The following is a 25685-nucleotide window of genomic DNA, read 5'->3' as shown; positions in this document are numbered from 1 at the left end:
TTTTATCGCGACTTAAACATCAAGTTTGCGGCCCGTCAGCCATTCCACCATCGCCGGGTCGCGGTGAGAGAAGAAGGCGCTGGTTGCAGTGTCGAGGGCAGCAATCTGCAGCATATCTTCAGAGCTGAGTTCAAAATCGAGAATGTTGATGTTCTCAGCCATGCGTTCTTTGCGCACCGATTTCGCCAGCGAAACGATGCCTCGCTGGAAGATCCAACGCAGCACAACCTGACCCACGCTTTTGCCGTACTTCTGGCCAATCGCCGTTAACACGGGATGCTGGAACAGGCCATTTTTACCCTCAGCAAACGGTGCCCAGGCTTCCGGCTGAATGCCATGGCTTTGATTCCATGGAACGGCATGCAGCTGCTGGTTGAAGGGGTTAACTTCAATCTGGTTCACCGCAGGGACCACTTTGTTGAAGGCAATAAGGTCGGCCAGTCGGTCAGGATGGAAATTGCTGACACCAATGGCGCGAATTTTGCCTGCCTGCTGCAGTTCTTCCATAGCACGCCATGCCCCATGGACATCGCCATAAGGCTGGTGAATCAGATACAGGTCAACGTAATCCAACTGCAGCCGATTCAGGGAGCGTTCGAACTGGGCTTTAGCGCCTTCGTAATTGGTATCCTGCAGCCAAAGTTTGGTCGTTACAAAGAGTTCGTTGCGGGCGATACCGCTCTGTTTAAGCGCGTTCCCAACCTGGGTTTCATTCTGGTAAGACGCGGCGGTATCGATCAGGCGGTATCCCGTATCGATGGCATCAATAACGGCTCTTTCGCATTCAACGGGATCAGACATCTGAAACACACCAAAGCCCAGCAGGGGCATTTCAATACCATTGTTCAGTTTTACAGTTTGCATGACCTTATCCTTCAGCTGTTGTGTTGGAAAAGCATAACGCAAACTGATTTATTCGATTAGATGGGGTAATTAGCTAGGGTTTATTAGATGTGTTCATTAATTTTTTGGGAGGGGGGAAGGTCGGCTTTGTGCCAGGAGCGGACATTACTGACATCAAAATGTGTTAATCAACTGGGAACGGTCAAACCTTCAGTTCACGTTAACAGTGGATGAGGATATTTCGTTGCCCGCACCAAATTATGTTGGCGTTCCCACAGTCGTGACACGACGCTGAATGTTCCCAAACACACAGGAAACAGAAAATGAACGTGAATACTGAGATTTTGAAACTCTGGCAATCCAGGGGCGAAAATGAGCGCACCGGATCCGATGCGGAGAGGGTTGCAGATATTGCCTGGGAGCAGGGATTACAACTTCACCGCAACCGGCAGGAACATTACCAGCGAGTGATGTACCTCATAGGCCATCGCAATATCGGCTAACTCATACAGGCCGCGCATGCGGCCTTTTTAGTCTGGATACTGAACATCTACTTCATTTTTTCTAATCTCTGATGAGATTTTTGAGCACGCTTTTATTAATTCATCCAAGACCATAGCGAGTTTGGCAAAATCATAATTGCTAAAATCCTTATTTCCTGGTTTTAGTTTCATGAATTTTTTCGTGTAATAGTCTTTGTTTTCCAGCGCTCCTTGATAAGCATCACTTTCCTTTTTGTAATTTGACCACCGGATTTTCGCTTCATCATAATCAGAAAATCTTAGATCCAGATAGCATTCAATCGCTACAGCCCGGCCATTGATGTTTTCATAGGTAACGCCGTGAGGACCAATAGCTGGAAATTGATTGAAATGAGGAAGATCAGGAAGATGAATGCAGCTAATATTGTGAGGCAATGCGAGCTTGCGGATTTTGTCATATGCTTCAATCCCTTCGCAATCATTATCTAACACGAAAACAATCAAGTTTTGAATGTCGATTTTTACGAGCCCAGCAGCGAACTTAACCAGATTTCCTGAACCAGTGAACGGGTACCCTTCACTCATGTCGATAAAGTGAAAAAAATCTTCTATATCAGGCCGTAAGAGGTGCAATGCGTATTTGATGACATTGGAGTCGGTGCTTCCCTCGGTGGCAATCAGGAACTTGTCACGTCTGCGAGCATTTACCTGAATATCTTTTATATTCGCATAACCAGCAGAAACTAGATCTCCGTAATCCCAAGTGACGAATTCATTATGATTATTTGGGTTTTCGGCCAAAAGTCGCATCACTGAGTATGGATGTAGTATGCTAACTAAAGTCCCAAAAGCAGATTTTTCAGACCATGCATTATCAAAGGTATTGTCGTATTGAGGTATCCTGCTTAATAATTCATCATTATTAAATCGGCCCATGATAAGCTCGCGTTCCTTTTTCCTATCTTTTAAGCTAATATAATCATCGTTTAGCTCGCTAATATTTACGCTCTTGATGAAGTTAACGAATTCATCAAAGCTCATCATGTTACTAATCGGCTTTGCATATTCCGGGCAGGATTCGTTAAATTCCTCTTGGTATTCAATTGAATCTTTAGCCATGAGTTCGTACTCATAGCGTATATTTTCAAGTGTGAAACCCAATAATTCCAATCGGTAGGCAACTTGCCCCAAAGGCTTACGCAGCACAGTACGACATAGGATGCCATCAGGAGTGTCGAAGTCCTCTCCTTCCTCTATTTGATCTTCATTTAGTGGTTTGACGTGATGATCGGCACTTTGAAACAGGCCTCCATGATCTATACCCAGCGAGTTCTTACTCCAATCTAGCCCCATTCCTGACACTTCAAGAGAAATTACAGTACCCATAGTTCAACCTTTGAATGGCATTTTCCGTTGTACCGGAATACTACCAATACGCCGATTGGCCATCCATGATTTGAACTGGCTTCTATACTCTGTTTTTAGCAAATTGGACTTACGCCACCTCGGTTGCGTTCACTTCTCGCTCACAAGGAGCCTTCAGCAACGCTACTCGTCCGCGCCGTGCCAGAAGCGGACAAACGCCGTCCGGTATAGCTTTACAGTGTCCCCAAAATCTTCAAAATCATTGGCAAAAAAACAGCAGATGACAATGAATTTATTTTCGAATAACTGGCGAAAAGATAGTACGGATTTTGCCGGGATTGTTTTCTCGGCTTGAGTAAACAACCGGTTGAAAAATAGGTAGTTCGGTATTAATTTAGGTTGAGAATAAATCACGAAAGAAGGCAGAAAGAGCAACGGACCGCAAAACCTGTTACTTAAATTACTGGCGTAATTCTGTACCAGATTCTACTGCCACTATGGCCAGCATTAAGCAATCGAGAAAAATATGAATTTCCCCAAATATAACCAAACTAATTCTCAAGAAAGATTAGGTGTAAATGCTGTCGCAGAGGCTATAGCAAAAATTGGCCAGATTTGGCGTGAAACTCCAATGGCTGACGTTGGAATTGATGGCCAGATTGAGTATGTTAGTCCCGAGGGGTTTGCCACGGGAAGGATGATAGCTGTTCAAATAAAGTCAGGGCCATCCTTTTTTAAGGAAAGTAAAGGAGATTGGGTTTTCCACCCAGAAGAAAAGCACCGATTCTACTGGGAAAGATTTCCGTTGCCTGTACTCATAATTATTCACAACCCAGATACTAATTTAAGTTATTGGCAAGATGCTCGCCAAGTGTTAAGAGTTGCCAAGCCAACAGATGCAAAGGGTATTACCATACCCAAATTAAATGTCTTACAATCTACCAGTGCTAAAACACTCTTTGAAGGGTTTGCGGTCATAGATCAAGACTTCATGTCGGTCGAAGAGGTTCTTGACTATTTGATCAAGGCTAAAAGTAACAATGCTTCATTTCCTGTATCATATTTCAATCTATTCTGCTCCGGCCTAACTAATATCTGTCGCTCTTTATATTTTGGTATGGATGTAGCAATGACCGTGGCAGACGTTGAATTGCAAAATCAAAATTCACCTTTTGGTGTCGGAGTGGGCGACTCAGAACATAATTTTCTGTTTGAGTATATAAAGTTCATCGTACACCAGCGTATAGCTGATGTTGATTTCTCTGACTGTATGATTGACTGGTATGATCGTGCGATGCAGCCATCTTTTATGGCACCACTGACCTCTAGAGGTAAAGAATTATTACGGCTCATCCATGAATTAGAATGTAGGTTAAAGGCGGAAGACAAAATAGAAGATACTGGGCTTTTACACGCCGCACAAGAGGGTTTTGTGCAGTTGCTATTTACTACAAGCGAGATACAGAGGATTGAACTTACCAATAAAATTCAGCGAGAGTACTTAAAAAGTGCCTAACAAGCATGTTGTCGGACTGGTTTTCTGCTGCGATCTAAACTAGCCGAAAATGTGAGCGTTATGTCCGCAATTTGCTCAAAGCAAACCGTCACGTTCCCATTTTATTTTGTTTGGTAAAACTGATGTTTATATTGAGCCTTCAATAATGAAGGCTCAATACGACTTCTTTCTACTGCAGATTTTTTTCTTTCAGGAACTGACTCACCAAATCAGCAATCTGCACATTATTTAAATCAGAGAACGGGAAGTGGGTATTCCCTTTGATTCCCACTTCAGGCAGATGCGTCACCGTCACATCCCCGCCATGCTTGTTCACCACGTCACGCCACTCACGAGCCATCGCCAGTCTTACACGCCAGCTGTCCTGCGCGGGCATGATGACGGGCTTATCCGGTATGTTATCCCCGTAAATAATCAGAATAGGGATTTTGGTTAGCGCCATAAACTGCGCCATTGGCACAGGTTCACCCTTCAGCGTGTCGAACGCGCTTGGCATAGGGGCTGGGAGTTCTTTTTCCGGGAAGACAAAGCTGCTGCCGGGCTCGAAGGCGACAATGGCTTTGACCTTGTCATTTTTCATCGCCGTGTACCAGCCTGGCCCGCCACCCTGAGAGTGGGTGAAGAGGATAGCGGGGCCGGATTTATCCACGACGGCGGACATTGCATCAGAGATGACATTGATATCAAACGGTCCGGTATTCGGGGTCATCTGACGGAAATACTGATTCAGTGCTTCTTTGTCGTGAGAGAACTGAACGCCCTTAAAATACTCTGGCCACACGCCAACGCGGAACTGATTGAACCACATTTGTTCATCCGGTTTTGGCGTAACAGTACCTTCTACAGTCGTGCGTCCGGCGCTGCCCCGACGCGGCTGATCGACAAGATAAGTTGAGAACCCGCGACGCAGGAATATATTCTGGAACCCTTCGCGCCCATCCGGGGTACTTTCCCAGGTACGGGAGAACTGACCTGCGCCGTGCAGCATGACGATAGGGTATTTATGCGGATTCTCCGGGATTTGGTAGAACACTGAGGCATGATCGCCATGATAGGTTTGGCCAGCAGAGTCCAGCGGCTTTTTCGCGTCAAATTTTCCTGGTGCGGTGATGATGGTGCCACCAGCAGAAAAGCTTCCCTGTTCCTGAATGACCAGCGGCTCGGCATAGACCGACTGAGCCACCAGACCACCCGCCATTACGCAGATGGCCAGCGTTTTTAAGATTGTCTTCAAGATTACATCCTCTGTTATGTTTGCCGTTCAATCATATCTGAGTTGTCAGCGTTAATTATTTAGTACCCCTGATTGCCCTTATTTGGCAGACTCATGAATGCGGACGATTAAATGCGTATTGTCTCTAACCAGCTGGTGACCGTTTCAGTGGTTCTTCGCTCTTGGTCGCATTCAATGACCAGCGGTTTTTCCCGACGTGCAGTCGGAGCAAGACGGGTAAGGATGTCGTCGCTGTCTCCTTTACCGTAGCCACCGTGAGTAATGAAGGGGATGAGTAATTTGCCCGCAAGGTTGTGGCTGCTGAGAAATGCTTGCACAACAGGCGGCACGCTGGTCCCCCAGATCGGAAAGCCTAAATACAGGGTCTCGTAGCGTGAAATATCTGCGACGCTATTTTTCAATGCGGGTTTGACTCCCCGCTCACGCTCATTTTTCGCCTGTTCAACGGTCTGAAAATAGTCTTCCGGATAAGGCGTAGCCGGTTCGATTTCAAACAGATCGGTATTCAGGCTGCGGTGAATGACGCCCGCAATCACCCGTGTATTTCCGCTGCGGGAAAAGTACGCCACCAGAACACGGCTTTTACCCTGCACGTTTGCGGTTCCGGTCGCAGCTGAGGCAAAAGCAACGTTCGCCAGCGTCAGCCCGGCAAGTGCGGCGATTAACATTCTGCGGTTGGGATCATGCTCCATAACCCACTCCTAATTGTTTGCGAGCGCCTGCTGCAGCGCCTTTTCAGCTCGCGTTGCTGCATCACTTTCGCCATGTTCACGCAGAACCTGTGCCAGCTGGCGCAGCTGCGACGCCGTCAGGCCGACCCGTATGCTTGCTCGCGTATGCGACAGCAGTTGTGATTCGACGCCCGGCGTGGCCGCTAATGCGCCAACCGTTGCCAGCTCGCGGCTTTGCCAGCCAATGTTATCGCGGGCGAAAATGTCGCCGAAAAGATGCGTTTGCAGAAACTGGTTAATGACCGGGGCAAAATCAAATAGCGGACCCTGCACGGGAGCTCCTGAGATTTTTGTCTGGTTTGCGGTACCGACACGGCGAAGTTCATCCCCGACAGGGATTGGGGCAACGGGTTCTTTACCCTCAACATCTTTGATACCACGTTGTTTACGTGCTTCGACGACCTTCATCAGTTCACTAAGTGCATTCAGGCTACGCGGGAAGCCCGTATAGGCATAAAGCTGGACGAGAATCTCTTTGGCTTCGTTTATCGTGAGTCCGGCGTCAAGACCCTGATTCAGGGCGGCATTCAGCTTATCCATCTGGCTGCTGGCCATCGATGCCGCAATCAACGGGATGGCCTGTTGGCTGGCTGACAGCGTATCTGAAACCCTTTGTTCGTGGTTCATTTCTGAGGCTCCTTTATTGACGGGCGCAGCATGTGCCGCGAGACCAAAACCAAAGGTCAGCAGTACCGCTGCCGCTAATGCTTTAATGGGCGTGGTATTGTTCATCTGTCACTAACTCCTTCCAGTTAACGCTTTTGCCATCCACAATCCCGGTTATCGCCAGATGTGTCATCGCGCTGCCGGGTGCCGCCCCGTGCCAGTGTTTGACGCCCGCCGGGCAAGAGACAATGTCACCGGCGCGGATAACCTGCACCGGCTGGCCTTCTTGCTGGGTGAGCCCAACACCTGAGGTCACAATCAGCCGCTGACCTGCCGGATGCGTATGCCAGGCGGAACGAGCGCCGGGTTCAAACGTGACATAAGCCCCGGAAGCACTGATGTCGTTATCCGGTTTGAAGAGAGGATCAACCCTGACACGACCGGTAAAGTTCTCGGCTGGCCCGAACACCGCATTCTGACTTCCTGCAGGGGCGATATGGACAGCGGGATTTTGCTCCGCTGCCCAGGATGAAAATGTAATAGGCAGTAACAGCCCGAGGTAACGTAAATGTCCGATCATGCAAAGCGTCCTTATCAATGAAGAGGGGGATTGCCTGCGATGATTTTATCGAGGGGGTAATGACGTCAGGCTGACGCCCCCCTGACAATTCTGTCAGTTAACCCGGGTTCCGGCTCAGCGCCGGAGTGAGCATTGCCCGCCGCTTTATCCGCTTGTATCGCAAAGGTGAGGCCAAATGTATTGATGCCACCTTCACTACGCGCAAAGACATCTCCCCGGTGCATAATGGCGACGGCACGCACGATCGACAGGCCCAGTCCATGATGGGTATCACTCCTGGCTCGGGAGGTATCAACGCGATAGAACCGCTCGAAAAGTCGGTGTAAGTGCTCTGGTGTTATCGGATCGCCCGGGTTTGAAACTTCAACACAGGCTTGATGACCGGTTTCGCTTAACCGCACCGTAATCGTGCTGTTGGAGGGTGAGTGTCTTGCGCTATTTTCCAGTAAATTAGCCAGTGAGCGGTGGAACAGTCGTCGGTCGATGTGCGCGGTGACATCGCCCTGAACATCCAGAGAGAGCAGTTTCTCAGCAAAAGAGGGTTCCACATACTCCGCTGTTTTCAGGGTTTCTTCCCGCAGGGAGACCTGCGTAAGCTGGGATGCATGTTCACCCGCATGGGCATGGGAAAGGAACAGCATGTCGTTAACGATAGACGTCATGCGTTCAAGTTCTTCCAGATTGGAGCCCAGTAACTCTTCCAGTTCATCCTGCGAGCGTCGGCGCGAAAGCCCCAGCTGCGTCTGGCCAATCAGGTTAGTCAGCGGAGTCCGGAGTTCATGCGCAACATCGGCGTTAAAGCTGTCGAGCTGACGCCAGGCGATTTCCTGACGTTCTAACACGCCATTAAATGATGACGCCAGTTGCTGCAGTTCTTCTGGCAAAGCGCGGGTATTCAGGCGCTGGCCATGGTCACCCGGTGCAAGATGCCGGGCTTGTTTACTGAGCGCGCCAACGGGACGAAGACCGATCCTTGAAACGACGTATCCCAGTAAGGCGACAATCACGACGCCCAGTGCGGTAATGATCAGTAATGTACGCGTGAACGCATCGAGTGTGCCCATGTACGGCGTGGAGTCGATGGCAACCACATAGCGCAGCTCAGGCCTTTCACCGTTGGCGGGGATGGTTTTGACTAACAGGAACAGCGAGCAGGCACCTTCTGATGCACCTGGCACTTTATTGAAGCCTTCCTGTAGAGAAGACCACTGAACACCCACCGGGGGTGTTCCCCCCATGCTAAAGCGTGGGTTATCGCTCACTATCCAGTAGCGAACGCGCTCACCTTCAGAATTGGTTAATACGGTAAATTTATTGGCCAGCGTCGACCAGCCGTCAGCCGAGGTTCGTGCAGTGATCCACGGACTCATTAATGATTCCCGGAACAACAGCTCGTTGTGCATCTGCTTTTGCAAAGAATCATGCAAGGAGCTTCTGAGCAGGATACCGATAACAGAGACAATCAGCAGCGCGGATAAGGCAAACATCAGCGCCAGATGAACGGAGATGGAACGCTTAGGCATGCTTATCCCCTTCATTTATTCTGACCGGGCTTCAAGAACATACCCCATGCCACGAACGGTATGCAGCAGTTTGATATCGAACGGGGCATCCACTTTGGCCCGAAGTCGTTTAATGGCCACTTCAACCACGTTGGCATCGCTGTCAAAATTCATGTCCCATATCTGCTCCGCAATCATCATTTTTGACAGGATCTCCCCCTGATGCCGGGCCAGAAGGCTCAGCAAGGAAAACTCTTTCGCGGTCAGCTCCAGTCGCGTTCCGGCGCGAAATACGCGGCGAGCCAGTAAGTCGAGATGCAGATCGTGAATTTGCAGTTGGGTGATGTCTGCGCCATCCGTAGCGCGGCGACGTACCAGTGCCTGAATACGCGCCACCAGCTCAATAAGGGAAAAGGGCTTGGGGAGATAATCATCTGCGCCAAGACGCAGTCCTTTAACGCGCTCGTCGACCGAGCCGCGAGCCGAGAGCATCAGCACCGGGGTCTGTTTGACTGCCCGCACACCCTCAAGTACCCGGTAGCCGTCCATCCCCGGCAGCATCACATCCAGTATTATCGCGTCGTAGTCGAACTCCAGCGCGTAATGAAGACCTTCAGCGCCATCTGCAGAGACATCTACCGTAAACCCGGACTCACCCAGCGCACGGGAGAGATAGGTTGACGTTTTTTCTTCATCTTCGACTAACAACAGGCGCATAACGGGACTTCCTCTTAACTTTTCATTGGTGCTTCAACATCGGAATAAACCTGCACGGCATCCGGCAGACGTTGCCCCTGGATAGTGATCGCATCCAGTGAGCGGGTGAGCTCGGTCATCTCAGCGGAAGTCAGCGATACGCCGGTAGCCGCTGTGTTTTGCAGCATATGGTCTTTATTGGTGGTGCCAGGGATGGGAACAATCCAGGGTTTACGCGCCAGGAGCCATGCCAGCGCAATCTGTCCCGGTGCGGCATTTTTTCGTATTGCCCAGGATTTCAGTAGCTCAACCAGCTGTAAGTTGTGTGGCAAGTTTTGAGGCGAGAAACGCGTTTCTGTCGCGCGGAAATCACCGGCAGCGAACCGGGTACTCTCATCAATCCAGCCCGTTAAAAACTGCACACCGAGTGGACTCCATGGCACAAACCCAATGCCCAGCTCTTCACACACCGGCAGTACCTGCTTTTCAGGGCCGCGCCAGAGCATGGAGTATTCACTTTGTACGGCGGTAACGGGTAATGCCGCATGAGCGCGTCTCAACGTGTTGATGCCCATTTCAGACAAACCCCAGTGCAGGACTTTTCCTTGATCCATTAAATCCTTAACCATACCGGCGACATCTTCGATCGGGATCTGTGGATCAACCCGGTGCTGATACAGTAAATCGATACGATCGGTACGCAGGCGTTTGAGCATATTGTCGACGACCTGTCGGATATGCTCAGGTCTGCTGTTAAGGCCCGGCAGACGCTTACCCGTCTGTTGGTCAATGTTCCAGCCAAACTTGGTGGCGATAACGATTTTGTCCCTGAACGGGGCGACGCCTTCTCCGAGAATTTTTTCGACTTCAAACGGGCCGTAGGCTTCAGCAGCGTCAAAGAGCGTTACCCCTTCATCAAATGCCCGGTGGATAACATTGATCATCTCGGGACGCCAGGGAACGGAGGTGTCGTATTTACGACTCATGTTCTGCACGCCCAGACCGACGGCAGAAACTTCCAGCTTCCCGAGTTTACGCTTGCCCGGAGCAGCATTGCGTTGGCTGGGTTGTCTGGATGAATCGACCTGAGAGGATTGGCTCGCCGCTGATATGTGCGGAATCAGCGAGGCGGCGGCAATTCCGGCCCCGGCGACTAATAGCTTGCGCCGCTCTGGCATTGTTGGGGCATCCTGGCTTTTCATTGATCGCTCCGTTTCTCAGAAAATTGAACATGAATCTCATTTAAGCGAGACCATTCTGCCTTTGGATTGCCAACATAAAGCTGACGGCTACCTGACAGCGCTGTCAGAAATGCTTTCCCATCCCAGCCTGTTTCCTGACAAAAATGTTATTTCCCTGTCACGATGCTGACAGCCCTCTCCGCCTAATCTGAGCCTGCAAATTTGATTCCGCGAGCCTGTATACCAGGCCGACATTCATCGGGAGAGATCATGAAATTCACGCTTATCAGTGCAATGCTACTCACGGCAATGGCTGGAGTGACCTCAGTCAATGCGGCTGATTACAAAAAAAATCCATTCACACTCGTCTATGACGGTGCCATCACCGAGAACGTCAAAGGCAAGGTCAACATTCATCCGGTAAAATACGATCTGCATGGCATCCAGATTGCTGCGAATGTTTATACCCCTGCTAACTACGATCCCGCCAAAAAATACCCTGCTGTAGTGGTGGCACATCCTAATGGCGGCGTAAAAGAACAGGTTGCCGGGTTGTATGCCCAGCGTCTCGCCGAACAGGGCTACATCACGATTACCGCCGACGCGGCTTATCAGGGTGCTAGCGGTGGGATGCCGCGCAGCGTGGATAAACCCGCTAATCGCATTGAGGCTATCCATGGCATGGCTGACTACATCAGCCAGTATCCCGGTGTAGATACCGCCCGCCTTGGTCTGCTGGGTATTTGCGGAGGCGGCGGGTATTCACTTGTTGCGGCTGAAACTGACAAGCGGTTCAAATCGATAGCAACCATCAGCATGTTTAATTCAGGCCTTGTGCGCCGCAACGGTATGCAGGATTCACAGCTGGATACTATCCAGCAGCGTCTTGAGCAGGCTTCTGACGCTCGTGCTCAGGAAGCAGCCGGAGGAGAAGTGCTTTACTCCGGCGATGCCAACCTGACTGATGAACAGATTGCTAAATTACCTTTTGCCTTGTATCGCCAGGGCTACGAGTACTACTGGAAAACCCACGCGCACCCGAACTCCACGTTTAAATACACCACCAGCAGTCTTCTGGATTTGATGAGCTTTGACGTAACGGACCATATCAATCTCATCAATAAACCGCTGCTGATGATTGCCGGTACAAAAGCGGATACGCTCTATATGACTGAAGACGCGTTCGCGAAAGCCACCGGTACGAAGGACAAAGAACTCTTCCTGATCGATGGCGCTACCCATATCGAGACGTATTGGGTGCCAAAATACGTTGATGAGGCTTTGCAAAAGTTAGACATCTTCTTCGATAAGAATATTTAGTTAGCCTCCAATGACACCCCAGCCGCGCAGGCTGGGGCGTGTCCATCAGCTGTAGCCACTTTCCGCTTGCGTGTTCACGCGATAGACCCAGATTAACGAAGTTGCGGTTAAAGATAATTACGCTGCTTAAATAGACGCTATGAATGGAATTCATAGACCTAATCTGGAACCGGGAATGAAAACGATGAGCCTGATGTGACAGGATTGTTCGGGAGAGAGTGAATCATTCACTTCAAATTACTTTCAGGCGGAGAAGCAAATGAGTACGCAAGAGCCAACATTTAGTGAGGTAGTAAAAAACAGATACTCGGCTAGAGCCTTTCTTCCATCTCACATCCCCAGCGATATCCTCAAAGACATTTTGCTCGAAGCGCAATGCGCACCATCCAACTGCAATACTCAACCCTGGTCCATGCATATCGTTGCAGGAGACAAACTTAGTGAATTAAGCCACGCACTGACGGAAGATCTGAGGGCGGGAAACTACAGCCTTGATTTTACGTTTGATAAAGAAGCTTATCCCGAGCCATTCAGGCAACGGGCTTCGGAACAGGGGCGCTCGTACTATCAGGCACTGGGCGTTGCGCGGGGGGATAACTTAAGTCGCTCAGAAGTGGTCGAGCGTAATGTGAGATTTTTCGGCGCGCCTCATGTTGCCCTGCTGTTCATTCCTGCTGTAGGGGACAACGTTCGCGTAGCCTCGGACGCCGGTATGTATGCCCAGACATTCCTGCTTTCCCTGGCAGCTCGCGGTTACGCAGGCGTTCCACAGGCAGTGCTGAGTTATTTTGCCCAAACGGTGCGTCGAATATTAAATGTTCCTGAAGGTTTCAGGCTGCTTTACGGTATTTCTTTTGGGAGCCCAGATAAAACGCATCCCTCCCTGAGTTACAGGGAAGGACGGGTATCTCTGGACGAAAGTGTCGTCTGGCATCAATAACGACGTTTTATTTTTTTATCTTAACGGTCAGTGCCATCAGGGCGCTGGCTGCTGTAAACAACGCAATTATCCATCCCATCGTCCATGGTGTGCCATCACTGAACAGGGCAAGAAGCAGTGAAGAGATGATGCCGCTGCCGTATTGTAATGCCCCCATTAGCGCCGATGCGGAGCCAGCCACATTAGGCACTGCGTCCAGAGCGCAAGCCGTGGATGTCGCCGCGATGATGCCATTCATAGAGAAGAACACGAACACAGCGCCGACAATCACGGTAATTCCACCCACACCCAGGCCGGTGGTGACCGCAAGCACTATCGCCGCAATAGTGGCGATGAATACGGCATTCCTGAGCAACGCTTCCAGTGGATAGCGGTGAACCAGACGTCTGTTGACCATGCTCACCGCCATCAGTCCAACAATGTTTACTGCAAACAGCCAACCGTAATGCTGCGGGTCAACACCGAAGTACGTGATGTACACAAACGGGGAACCGGTGATAAAGGCGTAGGCTGCAACGTAGTAGAAGGTCAGGCACAAAGTAAATCGCATGTATCTGGCGTTGGTGAGCAAGGCATAGTAGTTGTGAAAGGCTCTGGTTACGGAGGCTTGTGAGCGTTTTTCGGCAGGTAATGTTTCTGGTAACCAGAATAAAGACATCAGCATTAATGTTCCGATAATCGCCAGCAGCCAGAAAATGGCATGCCATGAGGTGACTTTAATCATCTGCCCGCCAATCAGGGGCCCGGCAATCGGCGCGATGGCCATGATTATCATCAGCGTCGAAAGCATTTGTGCTGCACGAGTACGGCTAAACAGGTCACGGATCATTGCCCGTGCCAGCATCGGCCCGGTACAGGCACCTAACGCCTGAAAAACACGCCAGAAGACAATTTGCACGATATCCGTTGATAACGCGCAGCCCACCGAGCCGATGATGAATAGACCTAAACCGATAAACAGCGGCAGTCGACGCCCATAACGATCGCTAATTGGTCCCCATATCAGTTGTGCGATGCAAAAGCCGATAAGAAACCCTGTGATTGTCAGCTCTGCGTCACCCTGCAAATCTTTGGCCATCATGGGCATAGCCGGAAGATAGATGTCGGTTGATAAAGAGGTAACAGCCATCAGGGCGCTGAGAATGAGTAGAAACGAGAGACCTGTTTTTTTAGCTGTAGCCGACTGTGTACGTGCCTGTTGATTAAGCATGGTGATCCGTTGGACATGAAGAGATAGGGGTATGTTAACGGGTTTGTGCTCGCTGATAATCACAGGGGGGAGGATAGGGACTATGAGTGATATTCATTAATCTTTTACATGGCATTGAGCAACACAGAAATGATGATGAATAAACCAGATAATAGGCTTTCCCTTGTTGCAATAAACTGACTTTGTCCGAACATCCATTAGAAAATATCTTGAGTTTTTACTTAAAGAATTTTCCACATCATTTTTAAGAAAAAAAATAAATCGCTGAAACTTCCTATGCCTCTGGCCAGAAAATATAGAGGTATCTTTACTTTGAAGTATTCTTCCACACCTGACTTATCCTGTGTTTTTTTCGGTAAAGCCCCAAAAAGTGACGAGCTTCCACCAGCGCATGTCTGTAAAAAAATATCTTTATTTTTTTGTTTTGTTCCTGCCCCGCTAGCTGGATGATTTCGGCGATCACTTCAACATAGCTTATTGCACGAACATCGTAGTAATCCGGTCGGTGCGTGATAGAGGTCCTATTGCTGTTATAGATATAGTCCTTAACATCCCATATGCAGAGCTGGCCATTTCTCGCTGCAAGATGAACCGTCCAGATAATGTCTTTATGGCTCTTACCGGACTGGAAGTGCAGTGAGTGTTGTCTGATATAGGCTGACTTGACCATCTGCAACCACAGGTAATGTGGCCATTCACGGCGTGTAACGCACTGTCTAATCCACTCATGACCTGACAGGGTCGCCCCATATGGCTGCTTTCGGTGGACTGCTCTTCGATGTAGGTCAGCACTAGAATGCCAGCCATTAAAGATTATGACGTCGGCTTGCGACGCAGTAGCTGCTTGCCATCGTTTTTCAATGAACCCGTCTGCTATATCATCGTCAGCATCGAGGAAAATTAGCGGTATCCATTAAAAAAGCATCATTCAGTACTATTTTTTTTCCCGGATGTCCTCAGGGTTAAAAATTTGCATGCCATCCAGCAGGCTCGGAACGACCTTTTTTTGATGGTAATAGAAGTTCATTGTGGTGAGTCTTTTAACCATTCTTCCCTGGTAATTCACATAGTTGATCGCGATATCACAAGACCAATTGATAGACTCTCTTTGTTTCTCGCATCCATTACCAAGGATATCTACTGAGATAATGTCAGTTATGCCATACTCATATTGGTCATCTGGACTGGTTTTTGAGGAAATGAATAAATGCTCAAGACCGCTTTTAATCTGTTCTGCAGTAGGCGGTTGCTCATCATCACAACCAGCCAACATAGCAAATGGGAATAGAGGAATAAGCTTAAGGTAACTTTTCATAAGTCTCTTTGATGCGTTGTCCACGGAAGTAGGATCGCTTATGCGCTTACATACGGCAATCGCATTTTTAATGTGTGTTCATCATTCGGATTATCCTCAAAACTGTATCTTTCAATGCCTGATGCACCAGCTGTACATATGTCTTGCGAACTTTGAAGCAATAGCTGAATCAGCATGATGCAGTTACTCCCTTATAGCCCTCCGCACAAAACCATGAAGTGTATTATCTCTTTTCAACTGAACCTATTGTTTACCTGTTCCAGCCTGCACGCGCGGGATAAATAACGTATTCAGAATGAAAAGTGAATGGTATTCTTCTCAAACGTCTTAAATATATTTTATCGAGATGCTAAATTTAACAGGAATAAATTATTGCCATTATTAAATGTGTTATTTAATCCAGCATAAGTCATTTTTTTCATATATGTCCGGTGCTGCATCTTTGTTACTTCTGACTCTGTTTATTAGTAGTTGCCTTAACCAGGCAAAGATATATCATTCTCCTGATTACTAAACTCAATTTAGGGAATGAAGATGAAAGACGCGTGGTTGGAAACGTGTTCTGCAACAATTCAAAACTTCGTTGAACGCTCTACGAGGTTACAGTCCGATAAACTTGATCTGGAATTAGTCGAAAAGATTGATTTTGACTACCGGGTTAACTTAAGTCTCCATTTTCGTGTCGAGACTCAACACCACGTTCAGGTGGGAAGAGTCAGCGCCGGAAACGGCACCCAGGTTTTTAATCATGACGGCCAGTATTCCCAGGCACTGCAAGCTGAAACCAGCGCTGTCTTATCTCGTGTGCAAACCCTTCGTGAAGCCCGCTCGCTGGTACTTTCTCAACCTTACGGCGCCATTAAAAAAGAGAGGGTGATCTACTCTCACCCAACGCGCCTCTGCTTAATCGAAAACTGCGTCCAGTGCGGCGGGCGCGGGCAGGTCAACTGTTCATGGTGCCATGGTTCTGGTCGCTTGACCTGCACCACCTGTGGAGGAAGCGGACAGGTATTGGATCAGCGTAACCATTTCGATCACTATACAAAACAGTATCGCGTAGAGAGTTATTATCGCAGTTGCACCTCCTGCTCCGCAGGTCATGTAAGCTGTAGCCACTGCATCGGCTCGGGTAGACAGCGCTGCTCCCCCTGTGAGGGGACGGGAGAAACGACCCGTATTACCCAGCTTTCCAGCGTGGCAGTGCCTCAGTACCAGTTGGTTTATTATCGCCAGGATGTGCAGACGTTCATCAAAGATGGCCTCTACAAAGCAGGTATCCCCGAACTTGAAAACTATGGCGTCGTCGAACTGGCGGATTCACATATCGATGAGGGGTTGCGTAGCGTTAATTTTACCTACAATGGCAGCCTGCCTTTTGCCAGATTTAACAGCCAGTTACAGCAGGCGCAGCTTACCGATCAGCCCATTCAATGGATTGTTTACGGTCGTCATCCGCACATACTTGACGCGGGACATGTCGTTGAACTGATGCTCAAAAACGATCTCGATAACCTTGTCCACCAAGCCACCTATGGGAAATTGCTCAACCCATTTGTCGCGGCGTTTAGTCGTAAAACCGTCGCCACATTTATGGAATCGGAAGCCCATCAGGAGATGCTGGATGCCAACCGGGCGGGGAAATCCGGGGAGATGCTCCGCGAAGCGATGAATCGCGGGGTGACCACAACCTATATTGATGAAGCACTGACCAGCCTGAAAGCCATCACCCGAGCCATTCAAAACTGGTCGGTGTTGAAGTGGTCAATTTTCAGCGCCATTGTTATCTATCTGCTGATGCCGGTCTATACGGCTTATGGCAAAATCTGGATAGGCGATCCCGCGACGGGACACATCTACCTGACCCCCTTTACCCGCTGGGATAATCAACAAAGACTACTCACCTCCCTTGAAGTATTGGCCCGGTACTGTGGTCCGTTTATCGCCATCGCGGCCATTGTCATCGCTGTTGTGGGTTATTTATGGCGCAAGGGATGGGTCCACTGGCGAATGGATTCCCATCTGGCTGACTGGGCGGTAAATAAGAAGATTTTACGCAGCGGCTGGTTTGTAAGTTTGCTTTTGACGAGCCTCCTCACAACTTGCCTGTTAATGCTTTGCCCGATTTGGGTGACGCATGATGGCGTACTCTTCGGGCAATATCCATTAAAAGAGTTACTGCAATGGATCAAGCAGTCGGTTAATTAAAACAGCATCATCTGGGCTCCCTGAATAGTTCGGGGAGCGCAATCAAGATTAATTACGCTACCGTGGCTGAATATATCTATTCATCTCTGAGCTTTGGTTATGAATATCAGGGGCAGATTCGCAGCAGGTAATGATTCACTCACTTTAATGCCGGGTTTAGTACTCAGGTTGATCCCATTTTTCCAGTAGCTCGACCGGTATTTCGCTAATCACTTGCGAAAAACGTTTTCCCACCAGACGTTCCGCCTGACGTAATAGCGGGATGGTTGGACTGCTGGGTTCATTTTCCTCAAACCAACGGCGAATGCAGCGTAAACGCTCCAGCGCATCGTTACGATCACGAATGATCCCCGTTTCTACGCTGTAAGGGTCCGGTTTCTCCGGGCAGAGGCATGACCATGACCACTTTACCTACGACAGGGCGGGAAACCTGCTGGAGGACGAACCGCTGAGCTGGATTGAACCTTGGGGGCTGTGTAAAACTGGCCCACATACTACTATTCATCTTGGGACTGGACTTCCTGACCCAGACAGAATAGTTTCAGCGGAGGGTACGCGAAGTATGCGTTACGGTAATCATGAAATGAATAGTGGGCCAACCAAACATCATTATCATGAAGAGACCAGGATATACGATCCTCTCAATAATGTAATCAATGTCGATAATAGTGTCATAAGGGTATCTTTCCCAAAATGAAAAATATCACCTTAACTGAATTTAATGGTTCGTTTGTGAGATTTCAATCCAACATAGGCAACGGTATTGCGATATGGTGTGGGGATGAATCGCCTCCAGCATTTTGTTATAACTCGGAGTTGGATATAGATGAGTTGTTCCAATGGGGAGTAAACATATCTCATGTTAATGCAAATAAAGATAGCATTGAAATAGTGGGTGATAACATCATTTTTACTGCAAAGATATTGTCACATGAAAAGGATGGAGTATTAACTATTCACTGGATGAAGATGTGGTTTTCATTGACGTGTCGCAAGCCCCCATTACAGACGGCTATATTTCATTTTTTACGACCTTCAATAAGGTTAAATTGTATCCGATTGCATTATAATTAAATCACAGAAGTGATATCATCACTCCTGTTTTTATAAGATGGCCTCATTGTCTGAGGTGGTCAGCAGCAACGCTGGGTCGGGAAGGCATGGATATTTTTTTCACCATAGAGAATAATGTACTATGAAACAATTATTTAACTGCATGATACAAGGCACGATAAGTGATGTTATAGTTTCTGGTTATATCGATGCTGAAAACCCACCCGTTTTCCACCCAATGTATGAGAGGATATATTTCATTGTGAATGATAATATCTTCGAATTATATATTGATGATGGGGTTGTTCGCCATAATCAATTGAAAAATATAAATCAATGGTTTGATGTTGATGATGATGACAAATTTTCTTTGATGTCTATATATTCACAATTATTTAAGACTGAACAGGAAATACAAATCACTCAAATTGACTATAAAGCAGTCTCGTTTTCTGCCATTAAGATTAATTACAAAGATGGTGAAAATGAAAGGCAATTGTTTTTAGATCCAAATAATTTTTTTGGTTTCACTTACTATAGCTAATATAAAGCCGGGAAAGCTCCTCGAATCTCCCGGTTTTTATTTAACTCTCGTTCAGTACACTAAATACCCCGCCGGTTTCAAATAGCGGATGAAGAGAAACGTGCAGCCTGTTGGCAGCCCACCCCGGAAGGGCGGATGGCGGGATTGTGCCGCGATAAATACAAGGTCTGAGTATCCCCTCAATTCTCAGGATAGAAACCCTGCCCTTCCCATGCTACGGTCTGCCCATAGCAACCAGGGATAGTTATGAAAATCATATTGATAAGGCACGGTAAACCAGATATTGAAACCGACCGCAAATGCACTGCGGATAAAATGGCAGAATGGATTGCCGCGTATGATCACAGTGAAGTCCGTGAAAACCCGCCTGCGGCATTAGTCAATCTACTCTCAATGCATCGCTCTCTTTCAGTCGCCAGTCCCTTACCCAGAGCCATCACCTCATTAAACAAACTGGGAATTGAACCCACGGTTATTGATCCTGATTTCAGGGAAGCGCAATTACCGTTGATCAATCTGCTCGGGCTGGAATTATCACCTTTAACCTACGCGTTCTGGTTACGGATACTTTGGCTTGCAGGATTTTCCGCAAAGGTTGAATCACGCTCGCAGGCGCAAAAGCGTGCTGCACAGGCGGCAGGCAAACTCATTAAGCTTGCAGAAAATAACCAAACCGTACTGCTGATGGGGCACGGCATCTTCAACCGCATGCTGGGAGCGAGATTAGAAAAGGAAGGCTTTAGCGTGACAGGGAAAACGGGCAAAGGCTACTGGCATGCCGTCACCTACGAAAAAAGTCATTAGGCCTGGACAGAGACCAATGAATATCTCTTAGCCCCAGCAAAGACATCGGTTATGCCGGGATGGACAAAGATTACTATGCCGAAAATTACCGGGATCTCGACGGCAAAGTAACGGAAGTGAAGCTCAGTAAATCCTCCGCAGAGGTGAGCAAAAGCGAGCGTGCCATGCTGAAGAGGAAACTGGCATGTTGTGATCGCATGCCCCATGGGGCACATGGTTGAAGGCGCGGAGCACGACCATATCAACGGGGTTCAGTCGCAGGTGGTTGAGCACGTCGTGAACGTGTTCACACATTTCCACTAAGCGCGATGAATCTTCTTTTTGGCTGGGTTGCCTGGGGGCCTCGGGTAACGATGCTTACAATCTGCTATTTTTCCCACCTTTATAATGCCTTATCTAACAGCCCGCCGATGATATATTTTCCTCGTTCTACGCTTATTTGCGTTAAGTAAATCTATCTCCTCAATTGACCCTAAATTACAGCTTTTATTACACGATTACATATCTTGACATAGATGTTGCTAATCGGTAATTATTACGTAAAGCAATAAGTTTATTCTTATTTCCAGCTCGTTATTCCGGCCGCCCCATTTATTAACTCACTGTTATGTCGGGATAACATGAGAAAAATTATGATCAGCGGGTCTTTTAATCTTTCTTAAATAAAGGGCTCTTCAGGAAATGGGGATTCTTTCAGGTCGACACGGTTTTTACATCCTCCCTGCAATTATACTTTCTTTACCCTTTGTCATTTCTGTGACGACGGTTCAGGCGAGGGCGCCTTCGTCCTCCACGCACTCTGTTTCTACCGATACCTCAGCGGGCGGTTTGTTTGCCGCACTGCGAAGCACCATGCTCCGTCACCCTGGTCTCGCCAGTCAGCAGGCGCTTCTGCGTTCCAAAGAGGCCAGCGCCGACAGTGCTCGCGCGGCACGTTTGCCAACGCTTGGCGCCAGCGCGGGAACGGGGCAAATTTCAGGTTACAATGATTCCAGTACGACCACGCTGAGCGTATCGCAACCGTTATGGGCTTTCGGGCGTATCGACAGTGCCATTGACTACGCTGACAACGACACCCTTGCTCAGCAAGCCACGGCCTGGGCAACGCGTCGTCAATTGCTGGAAGAGACCGCAGTGGCCTATGCGAATGTGCAGGGGGTGCGCGAGCGTCTTACCGTTGCTGAGTCTAATGTTAACAACCATCAGTCATTGCAGGAACAGATCCAGCGCCGTGCGCAGGGGGGACTGGCTTCTTCGGCTGATGTCAGCCTGGCGAAGGCCCGACTGTTACAGGCGCGGGCCTCATTCGAACAGGCCAAATCGGACCTGCTTACCGCCGAATCCACGCTGTTGTCCTTAACTCAGGAGCCTGTCGCAAGCGAACTGCCGATTCCTGGCAACATCCTCAAACTGCCTGCCGATAAGTCTATACAGGAACAAATCCTTGCGCAGAGTGCGACCGTGCGCGCACGCGAAGCGGCGGTGACGCTTGCCGAAACCGATGTGGAACGTCAGCGTACCTCATCGCTGCCGACCGTCTCCCTGCAAGCCTCCCGCAATGACTACTCCGGTATTCCCAACCAGAGAAATAACAATACGATCAATATTGTTGTGAGCGGCAGTATGGAGGGGCTGGGGCTGGTGTCTCGCGGCCTCCAGAACGCGGCACTGGAACGCGTGGAGGCGGCACGACAGGATCTGGCCCAACAACGCCACAGTGAAGATATCCAGACCCGCCAGTTGCTTGATCAGCGTGATGCTAACCAGACGCTGCTGGCCGGTTATGAGCAGTCTGTCATTGAACTCAGCGGCACGCTGGCATCGTTCCGCCGCCAGTACGAATCCGGCTACAAGAGCTGGCTGGATGTCCTCAACGCCGTGCGTGAATTAACCGAACAACAACAAGCGCTGGTATCGGTGCGATCGGCATGGCGGGTCGATTGCCTGCGCCTGGCCGCACGCACGGGCCGTATGGACGATATCACTGGCGCCCAGCCCACGGGCACACAATTAGCTAACACGTCTGCGAGCCAACCCTGATGATACCTGTTCCTCTCCCTGAATTACTGGCCTTGCTGGACAAGCTGCACGCCCCGGTGAATAAAGCGGCATTAACGCAGGCATATGCGCGTGCGCAGACCGTACCTCCGGTGAACGATCGCCCACAGGATCATGTGCGCGGTTTACTGTCGGACGCGGGCATGAAAGATGTCCGGCTGGCATTACTTCCCTGGCGGCGTTTTGATCCCCGTCATCTCCCGGCACTGATGTGGCACGACCAGACATGGTGGCTGGCCGAACGACACAGTGAAGGAGGGAAAACCGATACCCTGACGCTGACGCGTGAAGGTGCTGAATCCCGAACGCTGCCGGTCGACGACATTGTGACCGGTGCGCCGGGTTCGGCTGCGGGTGACGAAACGGCTGTACTCTGGTTCAGCCTGGCTTCACCGGTTCAGTCAGAAAATCTCTCTGAGAGCGAAAATCCGGCCATGCGCCTGGTCTGGCGTGAACTGTTGCGCGACCGTAGCTGGGTGTACCGGGTCGTCGCTGCCACGCTGCTGGTGAACATCCTGGCCATTCCTACATCGCTCTTCGCGATGCAGGTCTACGACCGTGTGGTTCCCACCCTGGCCTGGGCGACACTGACCACGCTGGTCGTCGGGATGGTGCTGGTTGTGGGGCTGGACTGGCTGCTCAAAACACTGCGCGCCCACATCATGGACAGCGTTGCCAGCAGTGTGGATAAACGCCTTTCCCAGCATGTCTATGAACACTTGCTGCACCTGCAACTTGACCAGCAGCCCGGCAGTCTGGGCACCCTGGCCGCGCAGGTAGGGGCGCTGGATTCGGTACGGCAGGTTTTCTCTGCCGGTCTGGTCTTCGGCATCGTGGATCTGCCATTTGCATTACTGTTCATCGGGCTTATCGGTTTGATCGGTGGGCCCGTAGGCTGGGTTTACCTCGGGATGCTGCCTGTCGCGCTGGCGCTTGGCCTGTACACCCGCATGCGCTTGCGCCGTCTTACACGCCAACAGATGCTGCGCAGCAATGAGCGTCTGGGCCTGTTAGTGGACAGTATTCGCGGGGCTGAGACTATGCGCGCCAGTCATGCTGGCTGGCGTTTTGCACAAGACTGGCAGACGCTCAGTCACTCCATCGCGGGCTACAGCATTCAGCAAAAATCGCTCAGCCAGTTCTGTACCAACACGACCGGCAGTCTGTCGACGCTGGCCTATGTCATGGGGATTGTGGTGGGCGTCTGGGGCGTAGAGGCCGGATATTTGACCACCGGAGGCATGGTTGCGTGCAGTATTCTGGGCGGGCGCGTCATCGGGCCAGTGAGCCAGGGCGTGCAGTACCTGATGCAGTGGCAGCAGGTCAAAGAAGCGCTGGATATGGTGAACAACCTGCTGCGCAAACCTGGGGAGCGCCGCCCCGGGCAGACCCTGTTGTTGCCCGATCGCCTGCCAGAACATATTGGTGTGGAAAAGCTGCGCTTCGCCTTTCCGCAGTCTCCGGTACAACAACTCAATATTCCCGCACTCAATTTTCACGCCGGTGAACGCGTTCTGCTGTTAGGGCCCGTTGGCGGCGGTAAATCGACGTTGCTGAAGATCCTGGCCGGGCTGTATCGCCCCGGTGAGGGCCGCGTGCGCCTGGGCGATGCCGATTTGTGGGAGATTGACCCCCAACTGGTTAGTGCTCAGATTGGCTATCTGCCACAAGCAGTACAGCTCTTCAAAGGTACGCTCAGAAGCAATTTGATGCTCGCAGGCGCAGTCAGCGACTCCACGCTGACGGAGGTAGCCCGCGATCTGGCGCTGGATCAGGTGGCTGCCAGTAATCCGCTGGGTATGGATATGGCGATCAGCGAAGGGGGGGCGGGTCTCTCTGGCGGTCAGCGCCAACTGGTCGGCCTGGCACGTGTACTGATGGCCCGTCCACGTATCTGGCTTCTGGATGAACCGACGGCCTCGCTTGATGGCGAAGCAGAGAGCCGTGTCTGGAAAGCATTACAAGCCAGGCTGCAGCCAGAAGATATCCTCATCGTCGCCACACACCGTCCAATGGCGGCCATTAATTTTGCTACCCGCGTGCTGGTCGTGCAGGAAGGGAGCGTCGTACGCGATGGCCCTCCAGACAAGGTGATGCCAGGACTGATGGCCCGTGCCGCTAGCCCGAGGCCCACCGTTGACGTCACGAACGTAAAAACACGCATGCCAGAAGCATCACATTCAGCAGGAGTCGTCCATGGCCGTTGAACTGTTTGACGATGAGGTCGCTGATGCCGCGCGCGTGCATCGGCTGGAAAACTACCACCGTAGCCGACTCTCAGCCGGGCTTATCTGGAGCATCGTTGCGCTGGTGCTGGGTTTTGTCATATGGGCGATGTCTTTTCACATTGATGAAGTCGCACGGGCACACGGTGAAGTTATCGCCAGCAGCCGGGTGCAGATAATCCAGACCGTGGACGGTGGCGTCCTTTCCGAGCTGCGTGTCAAAGAGGGTGATCATGTTAAAGCGGGGCAGATTCTGGCTCGCCTCGATCCAACCCGCGTTGAGGCAGCAGCGGGTGAAGTGGACGCGCGCATCGCCGGTCTCAGGGCGCGTATTGCCCGACTTCGCGCAGAATCAACGGGGCAGTCCGCTCCCCAGTTCCCCTCCGATCCCGGCCCGGCATTGCGCGAGCAGGCAGACATTGAACGCGCGCTGTTTGTGCAACGCCGTCAGAGTCTGAAGGAGGATATTACCGCGCTGCAGATCGCCGTGAATTTAGCCAGTCAGAAGCTCAGCCTGGTGAACGGGCTTGAACGTTCTGGCGATGTTAGCGCCAGTGAGCGGCTTAACGCACAGCGCGAGCTTAATGAGGCTCAGGCCCGCCTGCTTGGTCGGCGCAATAAGTTTTTGGATGACGCGCGAGCCGATCTCACCAAGGCAGAAGATGACCTGGGCCAGACCTTGCAACAGATGGCCGGTCGTCGCCAGCAGGTGCACGATACCGTGTTTACGGCCATGGGGCCGGGGATAGTCAAAAACGTCCGCGTCACCACGCTGGGCGGGGTATTGCGTGCCGGTGATGAGATTATGCAGATCGTCCCGTCAGATGATGCCCTCATCATTGAGGCCAAGGTTCTGCCTGCTGATATTGCCCGCGTTCAGGTTGGACTGCCGGCCACTGTGCGCCTCGATCCCTTCGATTACACCATTTATGGCGCATTGCAGGGGGAGGTGATTTATGTGTCGGCCGACACCCTTAAGGAAAACACACAACGTGGTGAGGAAATTTACTACCGCGTCCATGTTCGTTTGAAAAGCCATGCAGAAGGTCTGGCAGGCCGTCAGGAAGAGGGGCAGTTTGTGCGCAGCACGACCGGTCGCCAGCTTGACATCCTGCCGGGCATGACCTCTCAGCTCGATATCCGTACCGGCGATCGCACGCTGATGGACTTTTTACTTAAACCTTTGCGTAAAACACTTAGTGAATCATTCCAGGAGCGATGACACCTCAGGTGGTCGTTGCAACTCGATTTACCTGTTCGCCCCAAATGGAGATA

General features: G+C 50.3%; 21 protein-coding genes and 1 pseudogene. 10 read left to right on the top strand and 12 right to left on the bottom strand.

The window, feature by feature from the left end; all coding sequences use genetic code 11:
- Positions 1–12 precede the first annotated feature (12 nt).
- Positions 13–864, bottom strand: a complete 852-nt coding sequence (locus ACUY4Q_RS19425; protein WP_458044336.1) for an aldo/keto reductase — start codon at positions 862–864, stop codon at positions 13–15.
- Between the two features lie 302 nt (positions 865–1166).
- On the opposite strand from ACUY4Q_RS19425, the gene ACUY4Q_RS19420 reads away from it, so the two are divergent.
- Complete coding sequence (locus ACUY4Q_RS19420) at positions 1167–1346, top strand: hypothetical protein (RefSeq protein WP_015696789.1); 180 nt, start codon at positions 1167–1169, stop codon at positions 1344–1346.
- A 27-nt stretch (positions 1347–1373) separates the two neighbouring features.
- On the opposite strand, the gene ACUY4Q_RS19415 is transcribed toward ACUY4Q_RS19420, so the two are convergent.
- Positions 1374–2711 carry a HEPN/Toprim-associated domain-containing protein gene (locus tag ACUY4Q_RS19415; RefSeq protein ID WP_458044335.1) on the bottom strand — a complete coding sequence of 446 codons (1338 nt, stop codon included), beginning with the start codon at positions 2709–2711 and terminating at the stop codon, positions 1374–1376.
- A 505-nt stretch (positions 2712–3216) separates the two neighbouring features.
- Between ACUY4Q_RS19415 and ACUY4Q_RS19410 the strand changes: the two genes are divergently transcribed.
- Positions 3217–4206, top strand: a complete 990-nt coding sequence (locus tag ACUY4Q_RS19410) for a DUF4365 domain-containing protein (RefSeq protein ID WP_352412305.1) — start codon at positions 3217–3219, stop codon at positions 4204–4206.
- A 169-nt stretch (positions 4207–4375) separates the two neighbouring features.
- On the opposite strand, the gene ACUY4Q_RS19405 is transcribed toward ACUY4Q_RS19410, so the two are convergent.
- From ACUY4Q_RS19405 to ACUY4Q_RS19375, 7 genes are all read right to left on the bottom strand, one after another.
- A complete protein-coding gene (locus ACUY4Q_RS19405) occupies positions 4376–5440 on the bottom strand; it encodes an alpha/beta hydrolase (protein WP_458044334.1) in 1065 nt (354 codons plus the stop codon).
- A 107-nt stretch (positions 5441–5547) separates the two neighbouring features.
- Complete coding sequence (locus ACUY4Q_RS19400; protein ID WP_458044333.1) at positions 5548–6132, bottom strand: flavodoxin; 585 nt, start codon at positions 6130–6132, stop codon at positions 5548–5550.
- A 9-nt stretch (positions 6133–6141) separates the two neighbouring features.
- A complete protein-coding gene (locus tag ACUY4Q_RS19395; RefSeq protein WP_458044332.1) occupies positions 6142–6903 on the bottom strand; it encodes a carboxymuconolactone decarboxylase family protein in 762 nt (253 codons plus the stop codon).
- Positions 6881–7357, bottom strand: a complete 477-nt coding sequence (locus ACUY4Q_RS19390; RefSeq protein WP_038423563.1) for a (R)-mandelonitrile lyase — start codon at positions 7355–7357, stop codon at positions 6881–6883. Before ACUY4Q_RS19390 ends, ACUY4Q_RS19395 begins: the two co-directional genes overlap by 23 nt.
- Before the next feature lie 65 nt (positions 7358–7422).
- Positions 7423–8880, bottom strand: coding sequence for a heavy metal sensor histidine kinase (locus ACUY4Q_RS19385; protein ID WP_458044331.1), 1458 nt, complete (start codon positions 8878–8880; stop codon positions 7423–7425).
- Positions 8881–8895: 15 nt separating this feature from the next.
- Positions 8896–9576: a heavy metal response regulator transcription factor gene (locus ACUY4Q_RS19380; RefSeq protein ID WP_458044330.1), complete on the bottom strand. Its 681-nt coding sequence runs from the start codon at positions 9574–9576 to the stop codon at positions 8896–8898.
- 14 nt (positions 9577–9590) lie between these two features.
- Entirely contained in the window at positions 9591–10757 is a 1167-nt protein-coding gene (locus tag ACUY4Q_RS19375; RefSeq protein ID WP_458044329.1) for an aldo/keto reductase, read from the bottom strand.
- Positions 10758–11006: 249 nt separating this feature from the next.
- Between ACUY4Q_RS19375 and ACUY4Q_RS19370 the strand changes: the two genes are divergently transcribed.
- Together ACUY4Q_RS19370 and ACUY4Q_RS19365 are read left to right on the top strand one after the other, a co-directional pair.
- On the top strand, positions 11007–12056 hold the full coding sequence (locus ACUY4Q_RS19370; RefSeq protein ID WP_458044328.1) for an alpha/beta hydrolase: 1050 nt from the start codon (positions 11007–11009) through the stop codon (positions 12054–12056).
- 259 nt (positions 12057–12315) lie between these two features.
- On the top strand, positions 12316–12996 hold the full coding sequence (locus ACUY4Q_RS19365; RefSeq protein WP_458044327.1) for a nitroreductase: 681 nt from the start codon (positions 12316–12318) through the stop codon (positions 12994–12996).
- Positions 12997–13003: 7 nt separating this feature from the next.
- On the opposite strand, the gene ACUY4Q_RS19360 is transcribed toward ACUY4Q_RS19365, so the two are convergent.
- Positions 13004–14206 carry a multidrug effflux MFS transporter gene (locus ACUY4Q_RS19360; protein ID WP_458044326.1) on the bottom strand — a complete coding sequence of 401 codons (1203 nt, stop codon included), beginning with the start codon at positions 14204–14206 and terminating at the stop codon, positions 13004–13006.
- Between the two features lie 934 nt (positions 14207–15140).
- Complete coding sequence (locus ACUY4Q_RS19355) at positions 15141–15521, bottom strand: hypothetical protein (protein WP_458044325.1); 381 nt, start codon at positions 15519–15521, stop codon at positions 15141–15143.
- Between the two features lie 534 nt (positions 15522–16055).
- On the opposite strand from ACUY4Q_RS19355, the gene ACUY4Q_RS19350 reads away from it, so the two are divergent.
- On the top strand, positions 16056–17726 hold the full coding sequence (locus tag ACUY4Q_RS19350; protein WP_458044324.1) for a DnaJ-like cysteine-rich domain-containing protein: 1671 nt from the start codon (positions 16056–16058) through the stop codon (positions 17724–17726).
- Positions 17727–17882: 156 nt separating this feature from the next.
- Here ACUY4Q_RS19350 and ACUY4Q_RS19345 read toward each other — a convergent pair.
- Positions 17883–18083 (bottom strand): annotated as a pseudogene (locus ACUY4Q_RS19345) (type VI secretion system protein TssA); the annotation flags it as partial.
- Positions 18084–18921: 838 nt separating this feature from the next.
- Between ACUY4Q_RS19345 and ACUY4Q_RS19340 the strand changes: the two are divergent.
- The 5 genes from ACUY4Q_RS19340 (at position 18922) to ACUY4Q_RS19320 (ending at position 25632) form a co-directional block, all read left to right on the top strand.
- A complete protein-coding gene (locus tag ACUY4Q_RS19340; protein ID WP_458044323.1) occupies positions 18922–19323 on the top strand; it encodes a hypothetical protein in 402 nt (133 codons plus the stop codon).
- A gap of 246 nt (positions 19324–19569) precedes the next feature.
- Positions 19570–20127, top strand: a complete 558-nt coding sequence (locus tag ACUY4Q_RS19335; RefSeq protein WP_458044322.1) for a histidine phosphatase family protein — start codon at positions 19570–19572, stop codon at positions 20125–20127.
- Between the two features lie 852 nt (positions 20128–20979).
- On the top strand, positions 20980–22167 hold the full coding sequence (locus ACUY4Q_RS19330) for a TolC family protein (protein WP_458044321.1): 1188 nt from the start codon (positions 20980–20982) through the stop codon (positions 22165–22167).
- Positions 22167–24392: an ATP-binding cassette domain-containing protein gene (locus ACUY4Q_RS19325; protein ID WP_458044320.1), complete on the top strand. Its 2226-nt coding sequence runs from the start codon at positions 22167–22169 to the stop codon at positions 24390–24392. The genes ACUY4Q_RS19330 and ACUY4Q_RS19325 overlap by 1 nt, the downstream gene beginning before the upstream one ends.
- A complete protein-coding gene (locus ACUY4Q_RS19320; protein WP_458044319.1) occupies positions 24382–25632 on the top strand; it encodes a beta-barrel domain-containing protein in 1251 nt (416 codons plus the stop codon). Before ACUY4Q_RS19325 ends, ACUY4Q_RS19320 begins: the two co-directional genes overlap by 11 nt.
- The last annotated feature ends 53 nt before the right edge of the window (positions 25633–25685 follow it).

The sequence above is a fragment of the Phytobacter cepae genome (assembly GCF_054165735.1).
The sequence above is the reverse complement of the archived record's forward strand: the minus strand, read 5'-3'. Positions and strand labels throughout refer to the sequence as shown.